The sequence below is a fragment of the Pedobacter endophyticus genome (assembly GCF_015679185.1).
GTDB lineage: Bacteria > Bacteroidota > Bacteroidia > Sphingobacteriales > Sphingobacteriaceae > Pedobacter > Pedobacter endophyticus.
Map to the genome: position 1 here is coordinate 3164194 of NZ_CP064939.1, position 26070 is coordinate 3190263.

Below are 26070 nucleotides of genomic sequence, written 5' to 3' on the forward strand. Positions count from 1 at the left end.
ACCACATTTACCTCATTATTTGCACAGTTATCTAACAACGGTCATCATTCCTTAGAAGTGAGTAACACATTTTAAGGCCTTTTCTAAGAACGGTCGTCATCCTCAGCTTGACTGGGGATCCTAATCCGCAAAAACTGGGTGCCTTGCATTAATCCCGTACGTACGGGACCGCCTGCGCGGGAATGACGAACGGGCGAAGGGAAATGTGTCCAAACGATAGGTGCGTACGGAACAGGGCGACGGCATGATTAACTAAATACCTAAAACACTTCTCAAATTATTAACGTTATGCCACGTTGATTTTTATGCAATAAATTGAAACTCATCATCGCAAATCCATTTACAGTACTATGCACAGCTCCGGTTACCAGCGCTAAACGTAGAGGTCATTCTCAATTGCGGGGATAATATTTCGCTCGCGGGCCATATTAAAAAGTGTATCTATCGCTTTTCTTCCCTCCTCACCTAAATTAACACTAAACTTGTTTACATAAAGTTCGATGTGTTTATACATTACCGCTTCATCCATAGCTTGTGCGTGCTCACGAATGAAATCGATGGCCGACCTCGGGTGTGCAAAAGCATATTCAACCGATTTACGCACCAGGCGATTAACTTTAAGCTGTACTTCGCGGTCCAGATTCCGGTTAACCACAATTCCACCCAATGGAATGGCACAACCCGTTAACTTTTCCCAGTAATCGCCCAGATCGATAATTTTCGTTAAACCCTTATCCTGATAAGTAAATCTGTTCTCGTGAATAATCAAACCCAAATCAATGTCCTCATTAAGCAAGGCCGATTCAATTTCAGAAAAAACCATCTCCTGTTTGTTCTGCAAATGCGGATAAGCAATGCCCAATAAAAAATTTGCTGTCGTGTACTTCCCCGGGATGCCCACCCGAAGTGGGGAGTTGGAAGTTTGAAATTGAGGGTCTTTATCCCCGTCGAAATGTTTTTTACTAATTAAAAGCGGCCCCACACCAAAACCCAGCGCACTTCCCGCATCGAGCAAGGCATATTGGTTGGCCACATACGCAAAAGCATGGAAACTGAGTTTGGTAATATCCAGTTCCCCCTTCATTGCCTTTTGGTTCAACGTTTCAACATCATCATAACAAACCTCAAACGTTAACCCTTCGGTATCTATCTTTTGGTGAATAAGCGCATCGAAAATAAAAGTATCGTTCGGGCAGGGAGAAAAACCAAGTGTAAGCTTCATAACTCAAAATTACCTACTGCGCTGTAGTAAACCGTCATAATCAATTCATTTCTCCAATAAAAGCGATGGCCCAGTCGTTAAGATTTTTAATGGCAAGGCCCATTTTCCAATTGTCCTTGTTTCGGGGTTCCACATAATTGGAAATGCTCCGCACTTGTATGCAATCGATATTTTGTTGCTTGCAGGCAAAAAAAACCGCTGCCCCTTCCATGCTTTCGGTTGTAGGGTTCAATCTTTTTTTCAGGTTCTTAATGCTCCCTTCGCTTCCCGTAACGCAGTTTACGGTAATCCCTTTTGCTGTAGGCAGTCCTACTTTTCTATCCGTTCGCGATTTAAAATGATGTTCGCCGAAGCCCAAATCAACGATCGTTAAAAATTCGTCGCCATTTTCTGCACCCAGCTCCGCAAAAACATCCTCCGTTACATTTAAAACCGCACCTAAATCGATGTTTCTGTCGAAGCAGCCCGCTATCCCTAAATTTACCACCAGGTTGTATTTCGTAGAAAGGTGTTTGCCCAGCGCAAAAGCCGTTGCCACCATACCAACGCCGGTAATTAGTACATCGAAATCTCTGCTTTCAACAAAATCTCCCTCCGCCAAGTTAAAATGCTGGTAAAAAAAGGAAAGTTCAGCTTTTGTAGCAGCCACAATTAAGGTTTTCATCAGGTAAATTTAAACAGATTTAATGGATTTATTGTGCAGTATTTAGAAGCGGTTACTAAGTGCATAAATGTATCAGGAGGCAAGCATCAAGCATCAATACGTCTCGCTTTAACCTTTCTGCTTTAATCTTTCAGCTTTATCTCCGGTTCCCAGACTTCGGACTTCCGACTCGGGACTTCCGGACTTTCTCCGTATATTTGCACTTTATTTGGTAGATAATGATTTATATAACAAGAAAAGCGTCATTTAACGCAGCGCACAAATTGGCTCGTACCGATTGGAACGACGATAAAAACAGCGAGGTGTATGGTAAATGCGCTAACCCGAACTGGCACGGGCATAACTATTGGTTGTACGTTACCGTAAAAGGTGAGGTAAACCCCGAAACCGGTTTCTTAGTAGATTTAAAGTGGCTTAAAGAGGTAATGAACACCTACGTTGTAGATAAAGTTGACCATAAAAATTTAAACCTCGACGTTGATTTTATGAAAGGCAAACTGGCCTCTACAGAAAATCTGGCCATCGAAATATGGAAGCAGCTTGAAGCCCCAATTGCAGAAAGTGGCGCAATTTTACACGCCGTTAAAATTTACGAAACTGAAAACAACTATGTCGAATACTTTGGTTAACCCAAACCAAAACAATTAATATTTAATGGAAAATAAAGATGTATTAAGAAACGAATCTATCGACGGCTATGTTAAAATCGACCGTTATAATCAAGGTCAGATAGATTCAGTTGCTGTTCATTATAAAGATATTTTGAGTAAAATAGGCGAAAACCCGGAGCGAGAGGGTTTATTAAAAACGCCTGAACGTGTGGCAAAAGCCTTGCAATATTTAACACATGGTTACGATTTGAAACCCGACGAGATTTTAAAATCGGCCATGTTTGAAGAAGATTACAGCCAAATGGTTGTAGTAAAGGATATTGAAGTGTACTCAATGTGCGAGCACCACATGTTACCCTTTTTCGGTAAGGCACATATTGCCTACATCCCCAACGGACACATTGTAGGGCTCAGCAAAATACCAAGGGTGGTTGATGCATTTGCCCGCCGTTTACAAGTTCAGGAAAGGTTGACGAACGAAATTAGAGACTGTATTCAAAACACGCTGAACCCGATGGGTGTAGCCGTGGTAATAGAGTGCAAGCACTTATGTATGGCCATGCGTGGTGTGCAGAAACAAAATTCGGTTACCACTACTTCGGCATTTACCGGAAGTTTTTTAAGCAACGATAAAACAAGGGCCGAGTTTTTAAGGTTAATTACCGCAAGCCTGGATTAACCCCCAACCCCTGAAGGGGCGTAAGGGTTATTAAGAAAAATAATTTAACTAATATAAATTTCCCCTTTAGGGGATTAAGGGGTATGAAAGCATATATTTTTCCCGGACAGGGAGCACAATTTGTAGGAATGGGTAAAGACCTTTACGAAAACCCAAAAGCAGCAGAGTTATTTGAAAAGGCCAACGAAATTATCGGTTTCCGAATTAGCGACATCATGTTCGGCGGAACAGACGAAGAATTAAAGCAAACGAATGTAACCCAGCCGGCAATTTTTTTGCACTCGGTTATTTTGGCGAAGGTATTGGGCGATGATTTTAAGCCCGACATGGTTGCAGGCCATTCGCTGGGAGAGTTTTCTGCGCTGGTAGCTGCGAATGCTTTGAGCTTTGAAGATGGATTAAAACTGGTGATTGCCCGCGCAAACGCCATGCAGAAAGCCTGCGAGGCACAACCATCAACAATGGCTGCTATTTTGGGCCTTGCTGATGATGTTGTGGAGAAAATTTGTGCAGAGGTTGATGGCGTTGTGGTGCCCGCAAACTATAACTGTCCCGGTCAATTGGTTATATCAGGCAGTATAGACGGAATAGATCAGGCTTGCGCCCGTTTAACCGAGGCCGGAGCAAAAAGAGCATTGAAATTAAATGTCGGCGGTGCCTTTCACTCTCCGTTAATGGAGCCGGCAAAAATTGAGCTGCAAGCCGCCATTGAGCGTACAAATATTTCAGCGCCAATTTGCCCGGTATATCAAAATGTTGACGCAAAACCTTACACCAATCCCGACGAAATAAAAGGCAACTTAATAAAACAATTAACTGGCGCCGTACGTTGGACACAGACTGTTGAGCACATGCTTGCAGATGGGGCCACAGCTTTTGTAGAAGTTGGGCCGGGCAGCGTATTGCAGGGACTAGTAAAAAAAGTGAGTCGCGAAGTGCAAACCAGTAGTGCAACCGTAGCTTAATTTACAGTTAAATAAGCAACTGCAACGCCATAAACCGACACGTTTATGGCGTTGTTTTTTATCAATATTTAATATCTTTATCAAAATCCATGAAATTGAGCTTTGGTTTTAAAATAAGGTTCTTGTTGCTTGTGTTGGGCTGTTGCCTCATTGCTACTTCAATTTCGCTCAGCAGGTTTACTACAAAAAGCAATCTTTTAAACCGCGATGCTCAAGAGATTCAAGAACGTTTATTAACCAAAGAAAAGGCAGTAAAGGATTTTCTGGCAGATAGCAGCAAGGTGGCCCAGGCCAAAAGGTTTCACCTCGACCCTGACCCTGCCATTGCGTTTCTCAATACCTACAGAAAAGAAACCGGCATTTACCTGTTTACCTATCAGCACAACGAACTTAAGTTTTGGAGCACCTACAAAGTATCTGGAATTGATCCGCAAACGATAAGGGAAGGAAGCTCAGTACTTTATTTTTCCAATGGCTGGTACGATGTGATTAAAAGCACACAGGGCGATTTTACCTTTATCTTTCTAATTGGCATCCAATCGCAATATCAGTTTAAAGAAACCGAGTACTTTAAAAACAACATCGATCCGCTACTTTCCAGTTCCAACCTGCTTACCCTCGCTTCGTTTACCGATAAAGATATTTACAGCATTAAAGGGCTCGATAACAAATTTTTGTTCGGCCTAAAGGTTAAGCCCGGCTTTGTAGATAGTTACTATTCTCCGCTGCAGCTTTGGTTATTTATTGCCGGGCTGGCTTCCATTTGCATGTTTTTCAATTCGCTCTGTTCGTTTATTGCTAAAAGAGGCCATATTGCCTGGGCCACATGCCTGCTGCTATTTTTTTTCCTGGCGTTTAGGTTATCCGATCTTTATTTTGGATGGTTCAACCACCGCTTTCCCTTAGATTTATTCGATCCTAAAATTTACGCCGATAGCTTCTTAATGCCCTCACTGGGCGATTTTTTGTTGAATGTTATTGTGTGCACCTGGTTGCTGTTGTTTATGTTTAACCACAAACAGCAATACAAGTTTCCACGCTGGATTAAGGAAAGCCGAACCCTCGGACTAATTATTCAATGCTTGCTGATGGGCTTTATAGGCTGGGTGGCCTGGCAGGCCGACGATATCTTTTTCGGCCTGATTTTTAACTCCAAAATCAACTTCGACATTATTAACATCTTAAAGCTTGGCGGAACGAGTTGGGTGGGCATTGTGATTTTGTGCCTGGCCTGGTTTCAAATTTACCTCATTACCATTATTTCGGTAAGCGTAAGTACACAGCTCAACATCAATAACCGCGATCGGCTGGTTATTTTTCTAGTTGGGCTCGCCATAGTTTTTGCTTATAAGCTGATGGTCGATTTTAACATTTTCTTCCTTGTTTTCGCGCTTGTTTTGTTCATTGTGGCCCGGGCAGCTTACTTAAAGGAGAAAACTTTTTCCATCGGCCTTTTTGCCCTGGTATTCTTTTGTCTGGCCTTTAACACATCGATAAAATACACCAGATATAAGGATTACAAAGAGCGCAGCCTACGCGAGCCACTGGCCACCAAGGTTCAATCATCGTACGATCCCAATGCCATTGTTGCGTTGGGTGTTTTGGGCGATGAGCTTGCCAACGATGAATTCCTCGAAAAGTACTTTAATGCAAATACGCCCTCAAACCCTGCCGTTTTAAAAAACCACATCAAAGATTACCTCGACGGATATTTAAATCGCTACGACTATCAGATTTATCCGTACGACAACGATGGGCTTGCAATATCAAACCCCTCCATTCCGCCGATTAGCAAGTATAAAAATCTCGTTGAGGCCGGTTCAGTCAAAATTGAGGGCTCCAATTATTTTTATCAGGTAAACAATACCTTCGGTTATCAAGATTATTTCGGCATTGTATCGGTCGTAAAAAATGGCAGTCTGTTAGGCACGCTTGTGCTCGAACTCCGTTCAAAGCCATATAATTATAACAATCGCCTGCCCGATCTTCTCGGCGATCAAAAACAGATTCGCGATGAAGATTTTAAAGGATATTCCATAGCCCTGTATAGCAATAATAAACTCCTCAACCAATCTGGCAACTACACGTATCCGCTCGACGGAAGTATTTTTAAAGGCAAGAACGACGATTTTACGGTTTATAATGACGATGAAATGCGTTACAGCCATCTGATCTACAAGCCCTCGGCAAGCAAAATGGTAATCATCAGCAAAGAAAAGGTAGATTACGTTGAACGCCTGGCTGCATTATCGTTCTTTTTTCTGGTATTTATTATTTTTTCGATTGTGCTTTACGGGCTGATCTGGCTAATTAAGAACCTCGATGATGATAAGGTCGGCTGGTTCAGTATCAACCGATCGCTGATGATAAACGCAAATAAAATTCTTTATAAAACGCGTATTCAGGTGGTAATTGTGTTATCGGTTATGGCCACCTTGATTATAGTGGGCTGGGTAACCTACTATTACATGAACTATGAGTACCGCGGGCAGCAGGATGCGCTAATCAGAGATAAAATTAGAAAGGTGCAGCAGAATTTTGAAAAGCAGGTTTTCAATAATGGCACTATTGAAGATGATGACAATGCGATTGCCGATTTCAACAATTTTGCCGACATCAACAATGCAGATTTAAACCTGTACAACACAGATGGTGATTTGATTATGACCACTTACCCCAAGCTGTATAACTATAAGGTAATCAGCCGTAAAATGGGGCCGCTGGCTTATGCCTATCTTCACAATTTGCACCGATCTGAGTTTATTAATTTAAAAGAACAAATAGGTGCGCTTACTTATGCTGCAGCCTATGCGCCGATTAGAAACGCACAGAATAAGACCATTGCCTATATTGGCTTGCCGAACTATTCTAATGAGGAAGAATATAGCGATAAAATTGCCTTGTTTGTAAGTAACCTGATCAATATCTATGCCCTGGTTTTTGTAGCCATTGGCGTTTTGGCGGTGTTTCTGGCCAATCAAATTACCAATCCCTTAACCTTTATTCAAGAGAGCATTAGTAAAACGAAAATCGGGCAGCGCAACGAGCCAATTGTATGGCGCAGGCACGATGAAATCGGCTCTTTAATAAAAGAATACAACAATATGATTTCGGCACTGGAACAGAGCGCACTGAAGCTGGCTCAGTCTGAAAGAGAGAGCGCCTGGAGGGAAATGGCAAAACAGGTAGCCCACGAAATAAAGAATCCGCTTACACCACTTAAATTGGGCGTTCAGCTGTTAGAAAAATCGTGGAGGGAAAAAGACCCCAACTTTGAGAACAAATTCAACAAATTTAGCAAATCGTTTATCGAACAGATTGATAGCCTTTCGAAAATTGCATCGGAGTTTTCAAACTTCGCCAAAATGCCCGATACCAACCTCGAGAAGCTCGATATTTTCCCGGTGATTGAACAGGCAAGAGAAGTGTACAAAAGTGCAGCCAACGTAGAGATTAATGTTTTTAATAAAACAGATCACGATATTCGGATTCTGGCCGACCACGATCAGCTGTTGAGAACGTTTAATAACCTTTTCAAAAATGCCATTGAGGCCATCGACGGCGATTCGCCATGCGCCATTACAGTTTCCTTATATAATGATGATTTGCGGGCCTATATTGAAATTAAAGACAATGGCAAAGGCATTCCGGAGATTTTGCAGGACAAAATTTTTGTTCCGAACTTTACCACCAAAACGTCGGGTACCGGCTTGGGTTTGGCCTTTGTAAAGCAAGCTATTGAAAACGCCGGCGGAACAGTTAGGTTTACATCGGTTAATGGATTGGGCACAACATTTTACTTAAGCCTAAAATTGGCATAGGCCGCGTCGAGCATTTTCTTATCGTTTTTTGGTCTTAAATGCGCTATTGTTTAAACTGCTGCCATTAAGCAATCCGAACTACTGATGTTATTTGGGCACAAAAAAAAATGTCCCTGAGCGCCCCCCATTGTCATCTAGTTAAAAATAAAACATTGTCACCCTGAGCGGAGTCGAAGGGCAGATGTTTAATAGCTGTATCCTATAAAAAAGTTTTCAACTGAGTTTATTTGTAGCGAAGCCGAAAGGCTCAGACTGGCATGGATAAGAACTATTATAATGACATAGGCAGCATAAGACACAGGAGTACTGTTAAGCCTGATTTGACCTAACTTATTGCACTTTAAAAATTCTGATGCTATTTAACGGAGCTGAACCTGGGCCTTACCCATTGTATTTCCACCTGAATAAAGAATTACCGTATAAATTCCTTTTATAAATGGCTTTGGGTTTGTCCAGTCGATAACAAAGGTGCTGTTATCGTTATTGTAATCAATGAAAATAGAATGGCTGTATTGCATTTCCTGGCCGTCGGCTTCAAAGCGATTGCTTTCATCGGCCAAAAGATTACCTGCCGGATCGAATACGCGTAAGTAAATGTTATGGTGGCCTTTTTCTGCAAGTTGGTTAGGAACAATGGTAAAACGAACGCTTAACTTTTCGGCGGTAGATGATTTGGTTACCTCTACCCTTTTACCGCTAGATTTGGTTCTGAAAGCGATAATTTCAGCGTCTTGAAGCTTTAGTACCGAAGCGGTTTTTACTTTTGCGCTCAGGTTTGCATTCTCATTTTCTAAATTCGATGCCTTGTTGCTGATATCTCTCAGTGTGCTTTGAAGACTATCGCGGCTGTTCTTTAAAAAAATGTTATCCTTTTGAAGTTGTATAATCTGGTCGTTGTAGTTCTTAACAAAAGTTTTCAGGTCGTTGATCTGGGCATTGGCTTTATCTAACTCACCCTGGGTAATCTGGTTTTTCTCGAGGGCAACCTTTAGCTCTTCAATTTTTTCGCGGGCCAGCTTTTGTTCCCCAATAAGTTTTTCGTTTAAATCGAGGTTCAAAGCATTAACCTTATCCAGCTCAACTTCGATCTTTTCTACCTCCAGGCGCAACTTGTCTTTCTCCGTACTTACCGTAACAAACCTTTGACTTTGCTGTCGATCCTTAAAAAATAGATAGGCGTTTGTACCGATAAGTGCTGTTATAACTATAATCAGAAAGTAAATCTTGTTTCTATCACCCTTATTTATTTTTTGTGGTTCCATTTTATGCTGCTGTATCTTCTTAAATTAATATACTTTTGTTAATCCATAGGTAAATGGGGTATACAATTAATTTCAGCAGGGCGAAGGTTATAATTTTACGAAAACTTATAAGAGTTCTTAAAAAATTTCGTTTACTTGCTAGTGAATAATGTGGAATTACTCTACACAAATACTCATCCTGATTAAAAAACAATACAGAAATAATGCTTAAAAACTTTCTATACGCACTTTTAACTTTAACTGTAATACCTTATATATTAAATGCACAAGCATTATCAAAAATTGCACCAAAAAGAGAGTTTAGAGGTGTTTGGGTGGCTACCGTTACCAATATCGACTGGCCCTCGCGACCAGGGCTAAGCGTCGATCAGCAAAAGCAAGAGCTTATAGGAATATTGGAGCGACACAAGAGTCAGGGCATGAACGCAATTATGCTACAGGTACGCCCGGCAGGCGATGCCTTTTATGCAAAATCTCGCGAGCCCTGGAGCCAGTGGCTAATGGGCAAGCAAGGCTTAGCACCTTCCCCTGGTTACGACCCTTTGGCTTTTGCCATTAAGGAAGCACACTTTAGAGGAATGGAGTTGCACGCCTGGTTTAATCCCTACCGTGCCAGCATGAGCAGCAACACCGTATTTAGCGAAAGCCATGCCTACCGCAAACACCCGGATTGGTTTTTTACTTATGGCGGAAAAAAACAGTTCGATCCGGGCATTCCTGATGTGCGGGAATATATTATTCAGGTAATTTTAGATGTGGTAAAAGAATACGATGTAGATGGAATCCATTTCGATGATTATTTTTATCCTTACAAAATAGAAGGGCAAACCATCAACGACAGTGCAACTTTTAACAAATACCCGAACGATATTGCCGATATCAGAGACTGGCGCAGAAACAATGTCGACCTGCTTATTAAACAATTAGACGACAGTATTCATCATTACAAGAAATGGGTGAAATTTGGTGTTAGCCCCTTCGGCATCTGGAAAAACAAGTACGAAGATCCCGAAGGTTCGGCCACGAGCGGCCTGTCGAATTACGCAGAGTTGTTTGCCGACAGCCGAAAATGGGTTAAGGAAGGCTGGGTAGACTACATCAACCCTCAAGTGTATTTTACTTTTACGCGACGCGTTGCTCCGTTTGCAACCTTGGCCGATTGGTGGGGAAATAACAGCTACGGCCGACATGTTTATATTGGGCAGGCGGCCTATCTTGTTAACTCAAGGGCCGAAGCCGCCTGGAAAAACCTGTCGGAATTGCCACGTCAAATTCGCTATATCAGAGAAAACAACCGCATTCAGGGAAGCGTTTTCTTCAGCTCCAAGTCGTTAACTACAGTGGCTCAATCGTTTGGCGACTCTCTTAGAAACGACTTCTACCGGTATTCGGCGCTACCACCCCAAATGCCATGGTTAGATGATGTGGCGCCAAATGAGCCGCAGGCGCTCACCGCCGATGCACTTAAAGATGGCGTACACCTGAAATGGTCGGCGCCAGCTAAAGCGACAGATGGTGAAACGGCATCAGGATACGTAATTTACCGTTTTGCAGAAGGAGATAAAATTTCGGTCCTTGATCCGAAAAACATACTTAAAATTAGTTTTGAAGCCTACCCTTCTTTCATTGATACAAGTACAGAGGGCGGCAAACGGTACAGCTACCTGGTTACAGCGCTCGACCGACTGAAAAACGAGAGCGAACCGAGCGGGCCCGTTGGTGTCGAAGTGCCTTTGGCAAAAGAGTAGTTGTTACTTTTTTACGCCACATTGTGCGCATTAGGATGCCTGGTCAAGCTACGAATGACAGAGACATGAACGATCGTCTTTTCGACTGTAGCGCACTTGTACCGATTTTCATCGGTAGCGGAACGGAGAAATCTTTGAACTATTTTTCGATGCGGAGTTCAAAGATTTCTCCGCTTCGGTCGAAATGACGATTTGCCGGAAAAACCTGTCATCCGCACTCCTTTGTTTTTCTAAAACTGAGCCCGCAGGATGACGACCGCTCTTGGATAACGCCATAAGGTTCGGATGTCATTCCGATTATCCCAGTCATAAAACGATGTTTCAAACATGTGTTCACATTAAAGTAAAAATCGGGCCAGGCTGTGCCTCGGTAAAAGATAGTTTCTTTGGCGCAATGGAGACCGCCTTAACAACGTTGCTCAAAGTAATTTGTAAGCAATAATGAAAACCAAGCATGAGCGCATAAAGGACGACAAACTTTTAAAGCTTTTCTTAAAGCTGTGGATTGAACCGTCACAATTTCATGTTCAATTAGGTTTTATTTTCTGATTATTAAAACTAAACTTTAAATTCGGTTGCTAAACAAGCTTTAAATGATGACCGAACGTAAACAACGCCTGCTTTCTCTGGATTTTTTTAGAGGTTTAACTGTTGCTGCAATGATCCTGGTAAATAATCCGGGTAGTTGGGGACACATTTATGCCCCGCTTGAACATGCCGAATGGAACGGGTGCACGCCAACTGATCTGATTTTCCCTTTTTTCCTCTGGATTGTTGGTGTTTCAATTGCCTTTGCCATGAGCAGCAGCAAGGCCGATGCGGCTATGCACGGCAAAACGATTTCAAAAGCAATAAAACGTGGAATTATATTGTATTTGTTAGGGTTTTTCCTCGCAATTTTTGGAAAAATCATGGGCGTTATTCTCAATGGTAAGAGCCTGATCGAAGCCTTTGAAACCGTTCGCTTGCTTGGCGTTTTGCAACGAATCGGTATTGTTTTTATCATCAGCAGCATTATCTTTTTAAAATGTTCAACGAAAACAATCTTTAAAACGCTGATATCAATACTCGTGGTTTACTGGGCTTTAATGACGTTTGTTCCGGTGCCGGGGGTTGGTTATGCCAATATGGAAAAGGAAACCAATTTGGCAGCGTGGATCGATCGCGGCATACTAACAGAATCGCATACCTGGGCATCATCAAAAACGTGGGATCCGGAAGGTGTTTTAAGTACCTTACCAGCGGTTGGAACGTGTTTGTTCGGCATATTGGTTGGCGTTTGGATGCGCAGAAAAGATGTAGACAACCCTACAAAGGTAGCGTGGCTGTTTACCACAGGCATTATCGCGGTTATTTTGGGCTTGCTGTGGGACCTCCAATTTCCCATCAATAAATCTCTATGGACGAGTTCCTTTGTGCTTTATACAGGAGGCTTGGCGTCGGTTGGACTGGCGCTCTGCTATTGGCTTATCGATGTTCAAGGCCATAAAAGCATCACCAAACCCTTCGTGGTTTATGGCGTAAACGCGATTACCGTGTTCTTTCTGGCGGGTTTGATGCCGAGGTTGTTAAACCTCATTAAAATAACCAACGCCGACGGGTCAAAAACAGGTTTGCTCGAAAAGTTCTATGCAATAGGCTACACACCATTTTTTTCGCCCATAAACGCATCGCTGGTTTGGGCAATATCGTATGTGCTTGGCTTTTACGTGCTGCTTTACTTGATGTACAAGAAAAACATCATTATTAAGGTTTAGGCGACGCCTCCGCTTAGCACCGCAGTCGGTTTGAAGAAAACGATAAACCACATTGATTATTTTCTAAATTTGCAGCATTAACAAGCATGCCCATAATGCAAATTACTGAGGCTGGAGAACACTATGAAAATCATCTCGTATAACGTTAACGGCATTCGTGCGGCAAGTACCAAAAACTTTTTCGGCTGGTTACAGGCAACAAACGCAGAGATGGTTTGCCTGCAGGAAGTAAAAGCAATGCCCTCGCAAATTGCTGAAATAATTGCGTTAATTGAGCAACTGGGTTATCACCATTATTGGTTTCCTGCCGAGAAAAAAGGCTATAGCGGCGTTGCCATTTTAACGAAAGTTAAACCAAACCATGTTGAATATGGTTGTGGCGAAGAATGGATTGATAAGGAGGGAAGAATATTGCGGGCCGATTTCGACGACTTTTCGCTAATGAGCCTGTACATGCCATCGGGCTCGAGCGGCGATGAACGACAGCTTAAAAAGTATGAGTTCATGCGGTTTTTTGATGGCTACATCGGTGAATTACGCAAAGAAATCCCTAATTTAATTGTTAGTGGCGATTACAACATCTGCCATACATCGATCGACATTCACAACCCGAAATCGAACGCCAAATCGTCGGGCTTTTTACCGGAGGAACGCGAATGGATGCAGCTCTTTTTGGATAATGGCTTTATAGATGCCTTTCGTCATTTTAACAAAGACTCACATCACTATACCTGGTGGAGCTACCGTGCGGGTGCAAGAGGTAAAAACCTGGGTTGGCGCATTGATTACCATCTGGCCACGCGGCCCATGGAAAGCCGATTAAAAAACTTGAGAATATTGCCCGATGCCATTCACTCAGATCACTGCCCTGTTTTGTTGGAGATTGAGTAGTTCGGTTAAGTGTTAAGCGGTTAATTTCATGAATTGATTAACAAGAAAATGCGCTACAAATGCTCTGCTTCGTACTTTTCTCCGGCCTTAAGCATTAGTTCAATCTGTTTTAAATCATCGGCAGTGGGCTCTTCCTTTTCCTGCAGTTCAAACACGGCAATCATGTTGTCTTCATATTGCTTTTCGGTTTTAATAACGATTTCTTGTGCCATGATTTGCTGCGCTTAAAATGTAATGGTTGCTGCTGGGGTAATGCAAAGGTCTAAACGGATATCGTGAGTATTCACATCGTCGATCTTCTCAATTGCAGGCGACAAAGATAGGCCAATTTTCTGAGCATTTAAATTTTGTAGAAAGCGATCGTAGAAGCCTTTGCCATAACCCACGCGGTAGCCTTGCTTATCAAAAGACAGCAACGGAATTAAAACCATATCTACTTCCCCGCTATGCAGGTTTCCTTTTTGGGGCTCGAGGATGTTGTAAAGGTTTTTTTGGAGATCATTTATGCCCAAGTATTCGTGATGTGTCATTAAAGCAGTATTAAAATCGGCCTTCGGAACAATGATCTTAATATCAGGATGATTTTCTGCTAGCCATTCGATAATCAGGAAAGTATTCGGCTCTCTTTTTTCTGCTATCGGCAAAAACAGGTGGATTGTGTTTATGCCCTCAAAATCCAGCATCGTAAATTGATCCAGCAATCCTTTGTTCAGTTGGCTATATTCATCTTCCCCGATTGCCAATCTGTCTGTTGAAGCGTGTTTTCTGATCTCTGATTTTAACATAAGGACAAGTTAAGTAAAATAACAATTAGGGTTACAGCTTGTTTTTGAGATTAGCAGAGCGGGCTTGTGCGAACTGAGGCAATCTGGCTTACAAAAAGAGATTGCTTTTCCGAAAAATGGGGAAAGGCCGTGCCTCGCTACAAAGTAGCCCCTTTGGGGCAATGACGACCGCTTCACATCTCGCCCGTCCTTTCGACCGTAGCATAGCGGAACGGAGAAATCTTTGAACCAGTTTCGATGAAAAGTCCTGAGATTTCTCCGCTTCGGTCGAAATGACGATTAGTCGAAAGAACCAGTCATCAATTTTTGTTTTCTAAACTTAACCTTTGAGGACAACGACCGCTCGTAATTGCTTTCTTTTCCGTATAAATCCGCCTTTCGGCGGGAAATTAGTGCACAAAAAAACCCCTGAAAATCAATTCAAGGGCTTGTTTTAAAAAATAAATTTATTTCACACGCTCAACATATTCGCCGGTACGTGTATCAACCTTAATTTTATCGCCCTGGTTTACAAACATTGGCACTTTTACTTCAACGCCGTTTTCTAACGTTGCCGCTTTTAGTGCATTTGTAGAGGTATCGCCTTTAACCGCTGGTTCAGAATAGGTAATTTCGAACTCGGCAAAGTTTGGCAACTGGCCCATAATCGCCTCATCACTTTCCATCGACACGATAACGCTCATACCTTCTTTTAAAAATTTGATCGCAGAGCCAAATAACGATTTTTCTACATTATATTGCTCGTAAGTATTGTTATCCATCACTACCAGATAATCACCATCTTCGTACAGATACTGATAATCGTTGGTTTCTACACGGCATATCTCAACAGCTTCGTCGGTATTCATACGAGCCTCAACAATTCTGCCTGTCTTAATGTTGCGAAACTTACCCGTGTAAAATGCGCCGCCCTTACCCGGTGTACGGTGGTTCCACTCGTCAACAGTAACCAACTCGTTGTTCACACGTAGAATGTTACCGGTTTTAATTTCTGATGCTTTTGCCATATTGTTTTATCCTATTGGGATTTTTTATTTCAGTTTTTGGTGGATCAAAGGTAAAATTATTTTAATAAAAACCTATATCAGTTTAAGGCATAAGTTGTAGGTTGTAAGGTGCTTTGAGCTATTTTACACGCTCCATATAGTCGCCGGTTTTAGTGTCTACCTTAACCTTATCGCCTTGATTAATAAACAGTGGAACCCTGATTTCGGCACCTGTTTCTACAGTTGCGTATTTTTGGGCACTGGTCGATGTATCGCCCTTAACGGCAGGTTCGGTATACGTTATTTCCAGTTCAACGCTGTTGGGCAATTGTGCAACAATCGGTTCATCGCTTTCAAAGGCAATGGTTACGTTCATACCTTCTTTCAAAAACTTAATCGCGCTACCGAAAAGCAGTTTTGGGATATTGTATTGCTCAAATGTATTGTTGTCCATCACCACCAGGTAATCGCCATCTTCGTATAAGTATTGGTAATCGTTAGTTTCAACGCGACAGATTGTAACTTCTTCATCTGTACGGAAACGATATTCAACAATTTTGCCCGTTTTTACGTTGCGCATGCGAGCCTGATAAAAAGCCCTTAAATTGCCTGGCGTACGGTGGATATACTCTTCTACGCTAACTAACTCTCCGTTAAAACGAAGCACATTACCGGTCTTTACTTCTGATGCCTTTGCCATTTTTAATTAAAGTCTATTTATTTTTGGAACACCAAAGTTAAAAAAATCAGTTTTGATTTGGAAAGTTTGTGAATGAATTCATTTTGACCGCTTCGTCATTGCGAGGCACGAAGCAATCTAATTTGCTAGAGAGATTGCTTCGTGCCTCGCAATGACGACCTTTCGACGTAAAAACCCTCGTATAAAAGAAATGCCTTTGGGAACCACTCCAAAGGCATAATCAACCTAAACCTCAAACTAAACTATGAAAAAATTTTTCGCCTTTTTAGGGCTTTATATTTTGTTCCGCTGTGCGGAGAATAATCACTTTACTTCAAGAGCCGAATCAAATATTTTCTTCTCTTTTTGGTGGTGCAAAGGTAAGAACAATTAACCAATTACAAAACTTTTTTTCAAAAAAATTTCAATAATACAAATGTATGACAAATAAGACGATCGTTCGGGCGACGAATATGCAGTTAAATTATTTGAAATCAGTTATTTGCATAAAATTTCCGCAAAATTCATATTCCTGGATCTGGTTCGATCCAATAATTGTCAATCGATCTTTGGTGAAATTTTCAATCAGTTCGCGATACCAATTTACACCCTGAACGTCTAAATTACTTGTTGGTTCATCTAAAAATAAAATTGGTGAGTTGGAACAGCAGGCCAAAGCTAGTTTGGTTCTTTGTTTCATTCCCGAAGAAAAATATTTAATTTCTTTATTGGCCGACTTCTCTAATCCCAAAATGCCAATCAATGACTTTTCATCAACTCCTGCCGCAAAATCTTTGAACTTAAAATGGAAATTAATAATTTCTTTTAAAGTAAAGGTTTCTACCAGTTCTAAATAGGGGGCGGCTAAACTAATGTGCTTGTAAACATCCTCTATAGCGATTTCTTTGGTATTTGAGAAAGTAATATCGCCCTCGGATGGGCTCAGGCTCCCGGTTAAAACGCTCAATAATGTTGATTTCCCCGAGCCGTTTGGCCCCAAAATAGCATAGCTGTCTCCAGATACAAACTCAGCGCTTATACCCCTGAAAATCCATTCTTTGTTAAATCGCCGACCGACATTATTTAAAGCTATCTTCATTTTGTAGTATCGAGGGATGAGTATAAAGTATCAAGACGAAGCCAAAGACTTGGCCATACAAACACTGTTATCAATACCAATGTATTGACCATAATTTGGGATTACTTTGTAACTCATTTTTCGATAAAAGGCGATTGCCTCTGTCTGTCTTTTTCCTGTTTCCAAAATGCACTCAGAAAAACCTAAAGCGGCGGCCCACTGCTCCAACTCAGTCAGCAGCTTCGCGGCAATACCTTGTTTTCGGAAATCAGGGTGAACAAACATGCGTTTAACCTCGGCCGTGGTGTCTGAGAAGGGTTTTATTGCGCCGCAGCCAACCGGAGTTTCATTTTTATACGCAACTATCACCTCTTTTATGGCGTCAACTTTATTAAATTGATCGTAAAATGCATGTTCGTCGCCGTCAGTAACCGCCAGGTACTTATCCAACAGAATAACCAGCTGCCTAAAATCAGTATTGTCTGAATTGGTTTTTATCAACACGATGTCGTTCATGAGTTCCTATTTTTACCAGCCTTATCTGGCGCAAGCGTCTCGCTTGTGCCTATCAAATTACTAAAATGCTCCTTATATTGTCCTAGAGAGACGCTACGACGAGTAAAGTCTTCGACTTCCGCTCAGACTGACAGCTGACAAGCTTAGCTTAATAGAAGTGCTACTTGCTCCAAACGTGTACGCTCCTGTCGGTTTTTTTTCTCAGGACTCCCGACTCCCGACTTCGGACTTTCTTCAGCCTAACTCCCCATGCCGAAGCCTTTCATCACGCCACGATTTGAGTTGCGGATAAAATCTACAATTTCGTCGCGGATTTCCGTTGGCTTAAATTCAGCTTCTATGATGTCGAGCGCCTTGGTTACATTGTTATGTTTTACAAAAAGCACACGATAAATTTCTTGAATTTCATCGATTTGCTCATTGGTAAAGCCTCTCCTACGCAAGCCAACAGAGTTGATTCCAGCATACGAAAGTGGTTCGCGGGCCGCCTTTACATAGGGCGGAACATCTTTACGTACCAATGAGCCGCCTGTTACAAACGCGTACGAGCCAACTTTTACAAATTGGTGAATGGCCACCAAACCGGCCAAAACTACGTTGTTACCAATGGTAATGTGGCCCGCCAAAGTGGTGCTGTTAGAAAAAATGCAATTATCGCCCACTTCGCAATCGTGCGCAATGTGCGAGTAGGCCTGAATTAAGCAATTGCTGCCAATAACGGTTTTCCATTTATCTTTTGTACCGCGATTAACGGTTACACATTCGCGAATGGTGGTGTTATCGCCAATTTCAGCAGTTGTAACCTCACCAGCGTATTTTAAATCTTGTGGTTCGCCAGAAATGACTGCACCTGGAAAAATACGGCAGTTTTTACCGATACGGGCACCATCCATAATGGTAACGTTCGAGCCAATCCAGGTTCCCTCGCCAATAACAACGTCTTTATGTATCACTACAAAGGGCTCAATTACCACGTTTTCGGCAATTTTTGCCTGGGGATGTATATATGCTAACGGTTGTATCATTATTGAGCGGGTTCGGTTTGTTTAACTTTAGAGATCTGGGCCATCATTTCGGCTTCTACAACGATTTTTTCGCCAACCATACCTACGCCTTTCATTTGAGCAATACCTCTTCTAATAGGCTCGAGCAAGTCGCAACGGAAAACGATTGTATCGCCGGGAAGTACCTGCGCCCTAAAGCGAACATTATCTATTTTTAAGAAATAAGTAAGGTAGTTGCTTGGATCTGGAACGGTGCTTAACACCAAAATGCCACCCACCTGGGCCATGGCCTCAATTTGGATTACACCCGGAAAAACTGGCGTGCCCGGAAAATGGCCCTTAAAAAACTCCTCGTTCATGGTTACGTTTTTAACGCCCACAACATGGTTTTTAGAAAGCTCCAAAATTTTATCAACAAATAAAAATGGCTGACGGTGCGGCAAAATGTCCATAATTTGAACAACATCGTATAATGGCTTAGCGCTCGGATCGTACACTTTTTGTATTTTCTTGTTTTTCTCTTTTTTAATGGCGGCCTTAATTTTTTTGGCAAAGGCTACATTAGCTGCGTGGCCCGGTCTTGCTGCCATAATGTGGCCTTTTAAATGCATACCTACCAACGCCAAATCGCCAATCATATCAAGCAATTTGTGTCGTGCAGGCTCATTTTGGTAACGTAGCTCCATATTGTTCAATATGCCTTGCGGCGCTACATCTATATCTTTACGGTTGAAAAGTTTGGCCAAATGACCTAATTCATCTTTGGTAACCTCTTTATCTACAATTACAATGGCATTATTTAAATCGCCACCTTTAATTAGGTTGTGCGATAGCTGATACTCGAGCTCGTGCAAAAAGCAGAATGTACGGCAAGAAGCAATTTCCTTTTTAAACTCAGCAATGGTGTTTATGCCAGCATGCTGGCTCCCCAAAACCGGAGAGTTATAATCGATCATACAAGTGAAGCGATAGTCATCCAATGGCATCGCCACAATCTCCACCTTTCTGTCGGCCTCTGTATAAGTAATATTATGGGGAATGGTAAAGTATTCACGATCGGCATTTTGCTCAATAGTTCCTGCTTCTTCCAATAAATCAATAAATTGAATGGAGCTTCCATCCATAATAGGCGTTTCAGGCCCGTCAAGCTTTATAAGCACGTTATCAAGATCCATACCTACCAACGATGCCATTACATGCTCAACAGTGCTCACACTGGCACCATTTTGGGTAATGGTTGTACCGCGGGAGGTGTCGGTTACGTTATCTGCATCAGCGTCGATAATCGGGTTGCCTTCCAAGTCGATGCGTTGGAATTTAAACCCGTGATTTTCTGGTGCAGGGCAAAAAGTTAAGGTAACATTAGCACCTGTGTGTAAACCAACACCCGATGCAGATATCTCTTTTTTAATCGTTCTTTGTCTAACGTTCATTGTGTATTGTGTTCTTTTCCAGTTCAGCTGTAAGCTTTTTCAATTCTTGTTCTAAAAGGTTAATTCTCTTTTCTACATCAGGCAGATGTTTAAAAATGACTGAGGCACGCATCCAGTTGCGCAACGGTTGTGCGGGGCTACCGTGCCATTGCTTGTTTTCTTCGGTAATGTTGAAGTTTATTCCGGCCTGAGCGCCAATTTGGGTTCCTTTTGCGAGGGTTAAATGACCGGCTATACCAACCTGACCGCCAACCACACTATTTGCGCCCACTTTAGTACTTCCTGAAATGCCCGACTGAGCGGCAAGAACTGTGTTCTCGCCAATTTCCACATTGTGGGCAATTTGAATGAGGTTATCGATTTTCGCTCCTTTTCTAACAATCGTTGAGCCCATTGTTGCCCTATCTACAGTGGTATTGGCTCCAATTTCAACGTCATCCTCGATAATCACATTTCCGATCTGCGGAATTTTATTATAAGTACCATCTTTTTGCGGCGCAAAACCAAATCCATCACTTCCAATTACGGTATTTGCATGTATGGTTACCTTGTTGCCGATAACTGAATTGTGATAGATTTTAACGCCCGGAAAAAAAGTGCAGTTATCGCCGATTTTGGAATTAGCACCAATAAAAGTTTGCGAATTAATTTTGCAACCATCGCCAATAACCACGTTTTCGGCGATGTACGAGAAAGCATCGATAAAAACATTTTTGCCAATCTTCGCAGTTGGATGTACAAAAGCAAGCTTATCTACCCCCGATTGGGCGGCCTGCGCATTTATTGCCTCGTTATATTTATCTAAAAGTATGGTAAATGAACTGTACGGATTATCTACCCGAATTAATGTGCTTGTATATGGCTGTGTTGGCGCAAAGCTCCTCGAAACAATAACAACCGATGCCCGGGTTGAATATAAAAAGTTTTCGTATTTAGGGTTAGAAAGAAAAGAAAGCGAGCCCTCCTTACCATCTTCTATTTTAGAAAGTTCTGATACGGCTACATCTGGGTTGCCATCAATGGAACCGTCTAAAAACTCGCTTATCTGCTTTGCAGTAAATTGCATTGTACAAAGGTATATGTTAAATTGATATGAACAAAAAAACCTGTTCAGGTTAAATGATGTATATTACACAATAGTAAGACTTAAAACGGCAGTAAAAGTCAAATATTTTGTTAAAACCACTTAAATACCCCTCGGATAACAGAGGATATACTTCTCAACAGTTTTTTGTAAAGACTCTAAGTTGGATAAATCTGATGCTTTTGCAATATCGACAATATCGTTATTTTTCATCAAAATCTTAATGTTCCCCACACCTGCATTGTAGGCCCGGTTTTGAATGGCACTTGTAAACACAAAATAATGCACATTTGCTGGTTTTATGCCCAATAAGTTCACTGCTGCGTCCTGCAAAAATTCGACCCGATCGGCTGGTGCCATTTCGTTACTCATCTCCACTTTGTAGAGGTTTCTCGATGTCAGCATTTGGCATAACGTAGATAAGATCTTATCAGAATGGCTTGCCCAAACTTTTACCGCGGTGTAAATATCCTGATCATCGAGGTTGGTAAAATGGGTAAGGTGCGCTTGTTGAAGAAAGAAATCCTCTTCATTGATATCGTTTTTGAGGAAATAATTCAGCGATGGCGGCGCAAATAAATTTTCGCCCGCTGCCGATAACTCCTTGGCCCTTTCGAGCAGTTTCACCAATATCATTTCGCCCGCAATTACGGTTTTATGCAAATAAACCTGCCAATACATCAGCCTGCGGGCAATTAAAAACTTTTCTATCGAGTAAATCCCCTTCTCCTCAATAACAAGGTCGTCATCAAAAACGTTAAACATCTTGATAATCCGGTCGAAACTGATTACGCCCTCGCTTACCCCCGTAAAAAAGCTGTCGCGATTCAAGTAATCCATCCTATCTAAATCCAACTGACCGGAAATGAGTTGATGCAAAAACCGTTTCGGATAGGTTCCGTTGAAAATCTCTATGGCATGAGTAAGCTGTCCGTCGAAATGCGCATTAAGTTCCTGCATCAACTTCATCGAAATATCCTCGTGCATGATGCCCGTTACGAGCGAATGTTCTAAGGCATGCGAAAATGGCCCGTGCCCAATATCGTGCAGTAAAATAGCCAGTATTGCCGCTTCCTCTTCACCTTTTGTAATACTGGTGCCCTTGCTTCTCAGTATCTCTATGGCCAGGCCCATTAAATGCATGGCGCCCAGGGCATGGTGAAAACGGGTGTGCAAAGCGCCGGGATAGACCAAATGCGTCATCCCAAGCTGCTTAATGTACCGCAATCGCTGAAAATACGGATGAGAAATTACATCGTAGATTAACGCCGAAGGTATGCTGATGAAACCGTAAACGGGATCATTGATTATTTTCTTCTTGTTCAATAGTTAAAAATAGTTAAATAGATAGATACGGTACAAAAATTGCTATTTTTATTTATACTTTGATTTACCCGCCAAAATAAAAGGCACTACATACCTATTTTTTACAAAAACATGCAAGAAACTAAAATATTATGGGCCGATGATGAAATCGACCTGTTAAAACCTCATATACTTTTACTAAATGATAAAGGTTACGCGGTAACCACGTTTACCAACGGTAACGATGCGTTGGAAGCGTTTGGAAAAGCCCATTTCGACCTGGTTTTTCTGGATGAAAATATGCCGGGAATGAGTGGCATTGAAACGCTCTCTGCGATTAAAAACCTTAACCCCGATGTTCCGGTGGTGCTGATTACGAAAAGTGAGGAAGAAAACCTGATGGAAGATGCCATTGGTAGCAAGATTGATGATTACCTGATTAAGCCGGTAAACCCCAAACAGGTGCTGCTAACGATTAAAAAACTGATAGACAATAAGCGTTTGGTGAGCGAGAAAACTTCGATGGCTTACCAACAGGATTTCCGCCGGTTGGGCATGACTTTAAGTGATCGGCTAAATTATGAGGAATGGATCGATGTTTACAAAAAGATCGTTTTTTGGGAGTTGGAGCTCGAAAAATTAGACGACCCTCAAATGCATGAGATTTTAACCATGCAAAAGCAAGAAGCGAATACGCAATTCTCAAAATTTATAGAAGAAAATTACCTGGATTGGATCAAAAATAAGGAAACAGCGCCCTTGTTATCAAATGAACTGCTGAAGAAAAAAGCGTTTCCTTATATTAACGATACCACGCCGGTGTTCTTTATCTTGATTGATAACCTTCGCTACGATCAATGGAAAATCATCAATCCTTTGATTTCGGAGTTTTTCAGAATCGACGAGGAAGATATGTACACCAGTATTCTTCCAACAGCCACCCAATATGCCCGTAACTCCATATTTTCGGGGTTAATGCCTTTGGATATGGAAAAAAGGTTTCCGCAGCTTTGGCAGAACGACGATGATGAGGGCGGAAAAAACATGCACGAGGAGGCTTTTCTGGCCGATAATATTAAACGCAGCTTAAGAAAAGATTGTAAGTTTAGTTACAATAAGATTTTGACTTTTGAGCAGGGCAAGGACTTGGTCGATCAGACCCACACTTTGTTGCAAAACGATTTTAATGCCATTGTATTCAACTTTGTTGATATGTTAAGCCATGCCCGAACGGATATGCAGATGATTCGTGAACTCGCTAATGATGATGCCGCTTATCGTTCGTTAACGTTATCGTGGTTTGAGCACTCACCACTTTGGGATTTGTTGAAGAAGATTTCGCAGAAACAGGTTAAAGTAATCATCACCACCGACCACGGAACGATCAGAGTTAAAAAGCCGGTAAAGGTAATCGGCGATAGAGCTACCAATACCAATTTGAGGTACAAACAGGGAAGAAACCTTAATTTTAATGCAAAAGACGTTTTCCTGATCAAGAACCCACATGATGCCATGCTGCCCAAAATAAACATTAGTAGCAGCTACATTTTTGCCCGCGAAGATAGTTACTTTGTTTACCCGAATAACTACAATCAGTTTGTAAATTATTATAACGAAACCTTTCAACATGGCGGTATTTCGCTGGAAGAGATGATTATTCCGGTGGTTACTTATTCGCCAAGGTAACGATTTTAACCACTATTCATCCGATGAAGATTTGCAAAGCGCCGATTATTCATCGGATGAATTATAAACGATCGTCTTCCTGAACTTGATTCAGGATTTTTTATAACCACGTTATTCATCCGATGAAAATTTGCAAAGCGCCAATTATTCATGGGATGAATATTACGATCGTGTTCCTGAACTTGATTCAGGATTTTTTATAACCACATTATTCATCCGATGAATATTTGCAAAGCGCCGATTATTCATCGGATGAATACATTCTTTTGAACATCATTGTTGACCCTCAAAATAATTAAATCTACCCTGTAACCTCGCCCGCTTTAATGTAGTCTTACAGCTAAACATGGAGCAAGGAATTGAAGATTTAGCGCTGATCCAAGATGTATTGAACGGAAACCCTGCTCAATATGCTTTGCTGGTTAAGCGCCATCAGCGGTTTGTGTTTACCCTTGCGCTCAGGTTTTCGAAAAACAGAGAAGATGCCGAAGAGATTGCGCAAGACTGTTTTGTTAAAGCGTATAAAGCATTGGGTACGTTTAAGCAAACATCGAAATTTAGCACATGGCTCTACACCATTACCTACACCACCGCAATGACTTTTTTGCGTAAAAAACGTTTAAATACCGCTTCTTTGAATGATGAAGATACTTTTGTTCAGCTCGAAAACCATACCTCAGCCTTTAATGCGAATGGTTACGAAAAGCACAACCGTAATAAGTTTTTAGCGCAGGCCATTAACTTGCTTATGCCAGACGACGCTACAATTATAACCCTCTTTTACCAGGGCGAACAAAGTTTGGAGGAAATTGGTGCCGCACTGAACATGGAGGCAAACACGGTGAAGGTAAAATTGCACCGGGCCCGACAAAGGCTTAAAGAGAAATTACAATTTTTGTTAAAAGATGAAGTAAAGGAGTTACTATGAATACGATAGAAGAACAACTTTGGGATTATATAGATGGCAATTTAAGCGCTGCACAAGCCAGATCGATCGAAGAAAAAATTGATTCAGATAACGCGATCAGGCTTCAATATGAAGAATTACTGGCGCTAAACCTTACTTTTGGCGAGATGGAGCTCGATGAACCGTCGATGTCGTTTGCGAGAAACGTAATGGAGCGGGTAGCGGCAGAAGTGGCTCCGGTAGCATTGAAAACCACGGTAAATACACGAATTGTTTATGGCATAGCAGCCTTTTTTATAGGCGCACTACTTGCGGTTTTCGGTTATGCGGTTTACAGTTCGGGCATTGATATATCTGCCCTCAACTGGAACCTGAAATTTGGCGTCGACATCAGTAAGTATTTAACTTCAACGGTTGTATATACGTTTCTGTTTGTTGATTTGATTATCGGGTTGGTATTTTTGGATTATTTATTAAGGAAAAAAGCAATGCACAAATAATTCGCAGCTAGTTGGGATTTGTAATCCAACTTTATTAGCGCTGGATTTGAAATCCAGTATTAGATCGGTCGAGATTGCAAATCTAGCCCAGCATATGTTGCAAATTTTGCGTAACGAACGACCAAATCCCTTACAAAAAGATATAAAACCAAAAAAGCCCCGATATTTTCGGGGCTTCCTTGTAAATATGATAGTTAATTAAATTACTTTCACATTAACAGCGTTTAAGCCTTTTTTACCGTTAGCAACTTCGTACTGTACTTTGTCGTTTTCACGGATTTCGTCGATAAGACCTGTTGAATGAACAAAAATTTCGCTATCGCCATTTGCAGGGATGATGAAGCCAAAACCTTTAGTTACATTGAAGAATTTTACTGTGCCTTCTTGCATTGTATTAAATATTAAAATTAAGTGTGCAAGATAAGTTTTAATATTTAAAATCAAAATAAATTTTAACATTATTTTAACGTTAAAATTTTGTAAACAC

General features: G+C 41.5%; 24 protein-coding genes. 10 read left to right on the forward strand and 14 right to left on the reverse strand.

All coding sequences use genetic code 11. The features are described from left to right. Window positions 1-373: 373 nt before the first annotated feature. Complete coding sequence (locus IZT61_RS12780) at window positions 374-1222, reverse strand: menaquinone biosynthesis family protein (RefSeq protein WP_196097286.1); 849 nt, start codon at window positions 1220-1222, stop codon at window positions 374-376. 40 nt (window positions 1223-1262) lie between these two features. Next, a complete protein-coding gene (gene mqnB, locus IZT61_RS12785) occupies window positions 1263-1886 on the reverse strand; it encodes a futalosine hydrolase (RefSeq protein WP_196097287.1) in 624 nt (207 codons plus the stop codon). A gap of 218 nt (window positions 1887-2104) precedes the next feature. Here mqnB and IZT61_RS12790 point away from each other — a divergent pair, with 218 nt between their 5' ends. The 4 genes from IZT61_RS12790 (at window position 2105) to IZT61_RS12805 (ending at window position 7962) form a co-directional block, all read left to right on the forward strand. After that, window positions 2105-2515: a 6-pyruvoyl trahydropterin synthase family protein gene (locus IZT61_RS12790; protein WP_196097288.1), complete on the forward strand. Its 411-nt coding sequence runs from the start codon at window positions 2105-2107 to the stop codon at window positions 2513-2515. 25 nt (window positions 2516-2540) lie between these two features. Beyond that, window positions 2541-3176 carry a GTP cyclohydrolase I FolE gene (gene folE, locus IZT61_RS12795; RefSeq protein ID WP_196097289.1) on the forward strand — a complete coding sequence of 212 codons (636 nt, stop codon included), beginning with the start codon at window positions 2541-2543 and terminating at the stop codon, window positions 3174-3176. Window positions 3177-3259: 83 nt separating this feature from the next. Beyond that, the gene (gene fabD, locus IZT61_RS12800; RefSeq protein WP_196097290.1) at window positions 3260-4141 is read left to right on the forward strand and encodes an ACP S-malonyltransferase; all 882 of its coding nucleotides are present in this window, start codon (window positions 3260-3262) and stop codon (window positions 4139-4141) included. Window positions 4142-4230: 89 nt separating this feature from the next. Continuing rightward, window positions 4231-7962 (forward strand): sensor histidine kinase, encoded by a 3732-nt coding sequence (locus IZT61_RS12805; protein WP_196097291.1) that lies wholly within the window; start codon window positions 4231-4233, stop codon window positions 7960-7962. A 359-nt stretch (window positions 7963-8321) separates the two neighbouring features. On the opposite strand, the gene IZT61_RS12810 is transcribed toward IZT61_RS12805, so the two are convergent. Beyond that, entirely contained in the window at window positions 8322-9224 is a 903-nt protein-coding gene (locus IZT61_RS12810; RefSeq protein WP_196097292.1) for a hypothetical protein, read from the reverse strand. Between the two features lie 203 nt (window positions 9225-9427). Here IZT61_RS12810 and IZT61_RS12815 point away from each other — a divergent pair, with 203 nt between their 5' ends. The 3 genes from IZT61_RS12815 (at window position 9428) to IZT61_RS12825 (ending at window position 13620) form a co-directional block, all read left to right on the forward strand. Further along, on the forward strand, window positions 9428-10972 hold the full coding sequence (locus IZT61_RS12815; protein WP_196097293.1) for a glycoside hydrolase family 10 protein: 1545 nt from the start codon (window positions 9428-9430) through the stop codon (window positions 10970-10972). 593 nt (window positions 10973-11565) lie between these two features. Next, window positions 11566-12729 carry an acyltransferase family protein gene (locus IZT61_RS12820; protein ID WP_230383669.1) on the forward strand — a complete coding sequence of 388 codons (1164 nt, stop codon included), beginning with the start codon at window positions 11566-11568 and terminating at the stop codon, window positions 12727-12729. Between the two features lie 123 nt (window positions 12730-12852). After that, entirely contained in the window at window positions 12853-13620 is a 768-nt protein-coding gene (locus tag IZT61_RS12825) for an exodeoxyribonuclease III (protein ID WP_196097294.1), read from the forward strand. A gap of 53 nt (window positions 13621-13673) precedes the next feature. On the opposite strand, the gene IZT61_RS12830 is transcribed toward IZT61_RS12825, so the two are convergent. The 10 genes from IZT61_RS12830 to IZT61_RS12875 form a co-directional block, all read right to left on the reverse strand. After that, the gene (locus tag IZT61_RS12830; RefSeq protein ID WP_196097295.1) at window positions 13674-13832 is read right to left on the reverse strand and encodes a hypothetical protein; all 159 of its coding nucleotides are present in this window, start codon (window positions 13830-13832) and stop codon (window positions 13674-13676) included. Between the two features lie 12 nt (window positions 13833-13844). After that, complete coding sequence (locus IZT61_RS12835) at window positions 13845-14405, reverse strand: 5-formyltetrahydrofolate cyclo-ligase (protein ID WP_196097296.1); 561 nt, start codon at window positions 14403-14405, stop codon at window positions 13845-13847. A 446-nt stretch (window positions 14406-14851) separates the two neighbouring features. Beyond that, window positions 14852-15412, reverse strand: a complete 561-nt coding sequence (gene efp / locus IZT61_RS12840; RefSeq protein WP_196097297.1) for an elongation factor P — start codon at window positions 15410-15412, stop codon at window positions 14852-14854. A gap of 118 nt (window positions 15413-15530) precedes the next feature. Then, the gene (efp, locus tag IZT61_RS12845) at window positions 15531-16091 is read right to left on the reverse strand and encodes an elongation factor P (protein WP_196097298.1); all 561 of its coding nucleotides are present in this window, start codon (window positions 16089-16091) and stop codon (window positions 15531-15533) included. 463 nt (window positions 16092-16554) lie between these two features. Beyond that, window positions 16555-17169, reverse strand: a complete 615-nt coding sequence (locus tag IZT61_RS12850; RefSeq protein WP_196097299.1) for an ABC transporter ATP-binding protein — start codon at window positions 17167-17169, stop codon at window positions 16555-16557. 30 nt (window positions 17170-17199) lie between these two features. After that, a complete protein-coding gene (locus tag IZT61_RS12855; protein ID WP_196097300.1) occupies window positions 17200-17664 on the reverse strand; it encodes a GNAT family N-acetyltransferase in 465 nt (154 codons plus the stop codon). 239 nt (window positions 17665-17903) lie between these two features. Further along, window positions 17904-18689, reverse strand: coding sequence for an acyl-ACP--UDP-N-acetylglucosamine O-acyltransferase (gene lpxA / locus IZT61_RS12860; protein ID WP_196097301.1), 786 nt, complete (start codon window positions 18687-18689; stop codon window positions 17904-17906). After that, a complete protein-coding gene (locus tag IZT61_RS12865) occupies window positions 18689-20101 on the reverse strand; it encodes a bifunctional UDP-3-O-[3-hydroxymyristoyl] N-acetylglucosamine deacetylase/3-hydroxyacyl-ACP dehydratase (RefSeq protein ID WP_196097302.1) in 1413 nt (470 codons plus the stop codon). The genes lpxA and IZT61_RS12865 overlap by 1 nt, the downstream gene beginning before the upstream one ends. Next, window positions 20091-21167, reverse strand: a complete 1077-nt coding sequence (gene lpxD, locus IZT61_RS12870) for a UDP-3-O-(3-hydroxymyristoyl)glucosamine N-acyltransferase (RefSeq protein ID WP_196097303.1) — start codon at window positions 21165-21167, stop codon at window positions 20091-20093. The genes IZT61_RS12865 and lpxD overlap by 11 nt, the downstream gene beginning before the upstream one ends. Window positions 21168-21287: 120 nt before the next feature. Then, a complete protein-coding gene (locus IZT61_RS12875; protein WP_196097304.1) occupies window positions 21288-22511 on the reverse strand; it encodes an HD domain-containing protein in 1224 nt (407 codons plus the stop codon). 111 nt (window positions 22512-22622) lie between these two features. On the opposite strand from IZT61_RS12875, the gene porX reads away from it, so the two are divergent. From porX to IZT61_RS12890, 3 genes are all read left to right on the forward strand, one after another. After that, window positions 22623-24176, forward strand: a complete 1554-nt coding sequence (gene porX, locus IZT61_RS12880; RefSeq protein ID WP_196097305.1) for a T9SS response regulator signal transducer PorX — start codon at window positions 22623-22625, stop codon at window positions 24174-24176. A 346-nt stretch (window positions 24177-24522) separates the two neighbouring features. Next, window positions 24523-25104 (forward strand): RNA polymerase sigma factor, encoded by a 582-nt coding sequence (locus IZT61_RS12885; RefSeq protein WP_196097306.1) that lies wholly within the window; start codon window positions 24523-24525, stop codon window positions 25102-25104. Beyond that, a complete protein-coding gene (locus IZT61_RS12890) occupies window positions 25101-25583 on the forward strand; it encodes an anti-sigma factor family protein (protein ID WP_196097307.1) in 483 nt (160 codons plus the stop codon). The genes IZT61_RS12885 and IZT61_RS12890 overlap by 4 nt, the downstream gene beginning before the upstream one ends. Before the next feature lie 198 nt (window positions 25584-25781). Here IZT61_RS12890 and IZT61_RS12895 read toward each other — a convergent pair whose 3' ends face one another. Further along, window positions 25782-25973, reverse strand: coding sequence for a cold-shock protein (locus tag IZT61_RS12895; RefSeq protein ID WP_010599196.1), 192 nt, complete (start codon window positions 25971-25973; stop codon window positions 25782-25784). Window positions 25974-26070 lie beyond the last annotated feature (97 nt).

Coding starts and splice junctions, on each gene's coding strand:
- IZT61_RS12780 (WP_196097286.1), bottom strand. CDS start 1,222: ATGAAGCTTACACTTGGTTTTTCTCCCTGCCCGAACGATACTTTTATT.
- mqnB (WP_196097287.1), bottom strand. CDS start 1,886: ATGAAAACCTTAATTGTGGCTGCTACAAAAGCTGAACTTTCCTTTTTT.
- IZT61_RS12790 (WP_196097288.1), top strand. CDS start 2,105: ATGATTTATATAACAAGAAAAGCGTCATTTAACGCAGCGCACAAATTG.
- folE (WP_196097289.1), top strand. CDS start 2,541: ATGGAAAATAAAGATGTATTAAGAAACGAATCTATCGACGGCTATGTT.
- fabD (WP_196097290.1), top strand. CDS start 3,260: ATGAAAGCATATATTTTTCCCGGACAGGGAGCACAATTTGTAGGAATG.
- IZT61_RS12805 (WP_196097291.1), top strand. CDS start 4,231: ATGAAATTGAGCTTTGGTTTTAAAATAAGGTTCTTGTTGCTTGTGTTG.
- IZT61_RS12810 (WP_196097292.1), bottom strand. CDS start 9,224: ATGGAACCACAAAAAATAAATAAGGGTGATAGAAACAAGATTTACTTT.
- IZT61_RS12815 (WP_196097293.1), top strand. CDS start 9,428: ATGCTTAAAAACTTTCTATACGCACTTTTAACTTTAACTGTAATACCT.
- IZT61_RS12820 (WP_230383669.1), top strand. CDS start 11,566: ATGATGACCGAACGTAAACAACGCCTGCTTTCTCTGGATTTTTTTAGA.
- IZT61_RS12825 (WP_196097294.1), top strand. CDS start 12,853: ATGAAAATCATCTCGTATAACGTTAACGGCATTCGTGCGGCAAGTACC.
- IZT61_RS12830 (WP_196097295.1), bottom strand. CDS start 13,832: ATGGCACAAGAAATCGTTATTAAAACCGAAAAGCAATATGAAGACAAC.
- IZT61_RS12835 (WP_196097296.1), bottom strand. CDS start 14,405: ATGTTAAAATCAGAGATCAGAAAACACGCTTCAACAGACAGATTGGCA.
- efp (WP_196097297.1), bottom strand. CDS start 15,412: ATGGCAAAAGCATCAGAAATTAAAACCGGTAACATTCTACGTGTGAAC.
- efp (WP_196097298.1), bottom strand. CDS start 16,091: ATGGCAAAGGCATCAGAAGTAAAGACCGGTAATGTGCTTCGTTTTAAC.
- IZT61_RS12850 (WP_196097299.1), bottom strand. CDS start 17,169: ATGAAGATAGCTTTAAATAATGTCGGTCGGCGATTTAACAAAGAATGG.
- IZT61_RS12855 (WP_196097300.1), bottom strand. CDS start 17,664: ATGAACGACATCGTGTTGATAAAAACCAATTCAGACAATACTGATTTT.
- lpxA (WP_196097301.1), bottom strand. CDS start 18,689: ATGATACAACCGTTAGCATATATACATCCCCAGGCAAAAATTGCCGAA.
- IZT61_RS12865 (WP_196097302.1), bottom strand. CDS start 20,101: ATGAACGTTAGACAAAGAACGATTAAAAAAGAGATATCTGCATCGGGT.
- lpxD (WP_196097303.1), bottom strand. CDS start 21,167: ATGCAATTTACTGCAAAGCAGATAAGCGAGTTTTTAGACGGTTCCATT.
- porX (WP_196097305.1), top strand. CDS start 22,623: ATGCAAGAAACTAAAATATTATGGGCCGATGATGAAATCGACCTGTTA.
- IZT61_RS12885 (WP_196097306.1), top strand. CDS start 24,523: ATGGAGCAAGGAATTGAAGATTTAGCGCTGATCCAAGATGTATTGAAC.
- IZT61_RS12890 (WP_196097307.1), top strand. CDS start 25,101: ATGAATACGATAGAAGAACAACTTTGGGATTATATAGATGGCAATTTA.
- IZT61_RS12895 (WP_010599196.1), bottom strand. CDS start 25,973: ATGCAAGAAGGCACAGTAAAATTCTTCAATGTAACTAAAGGTTTTGGC.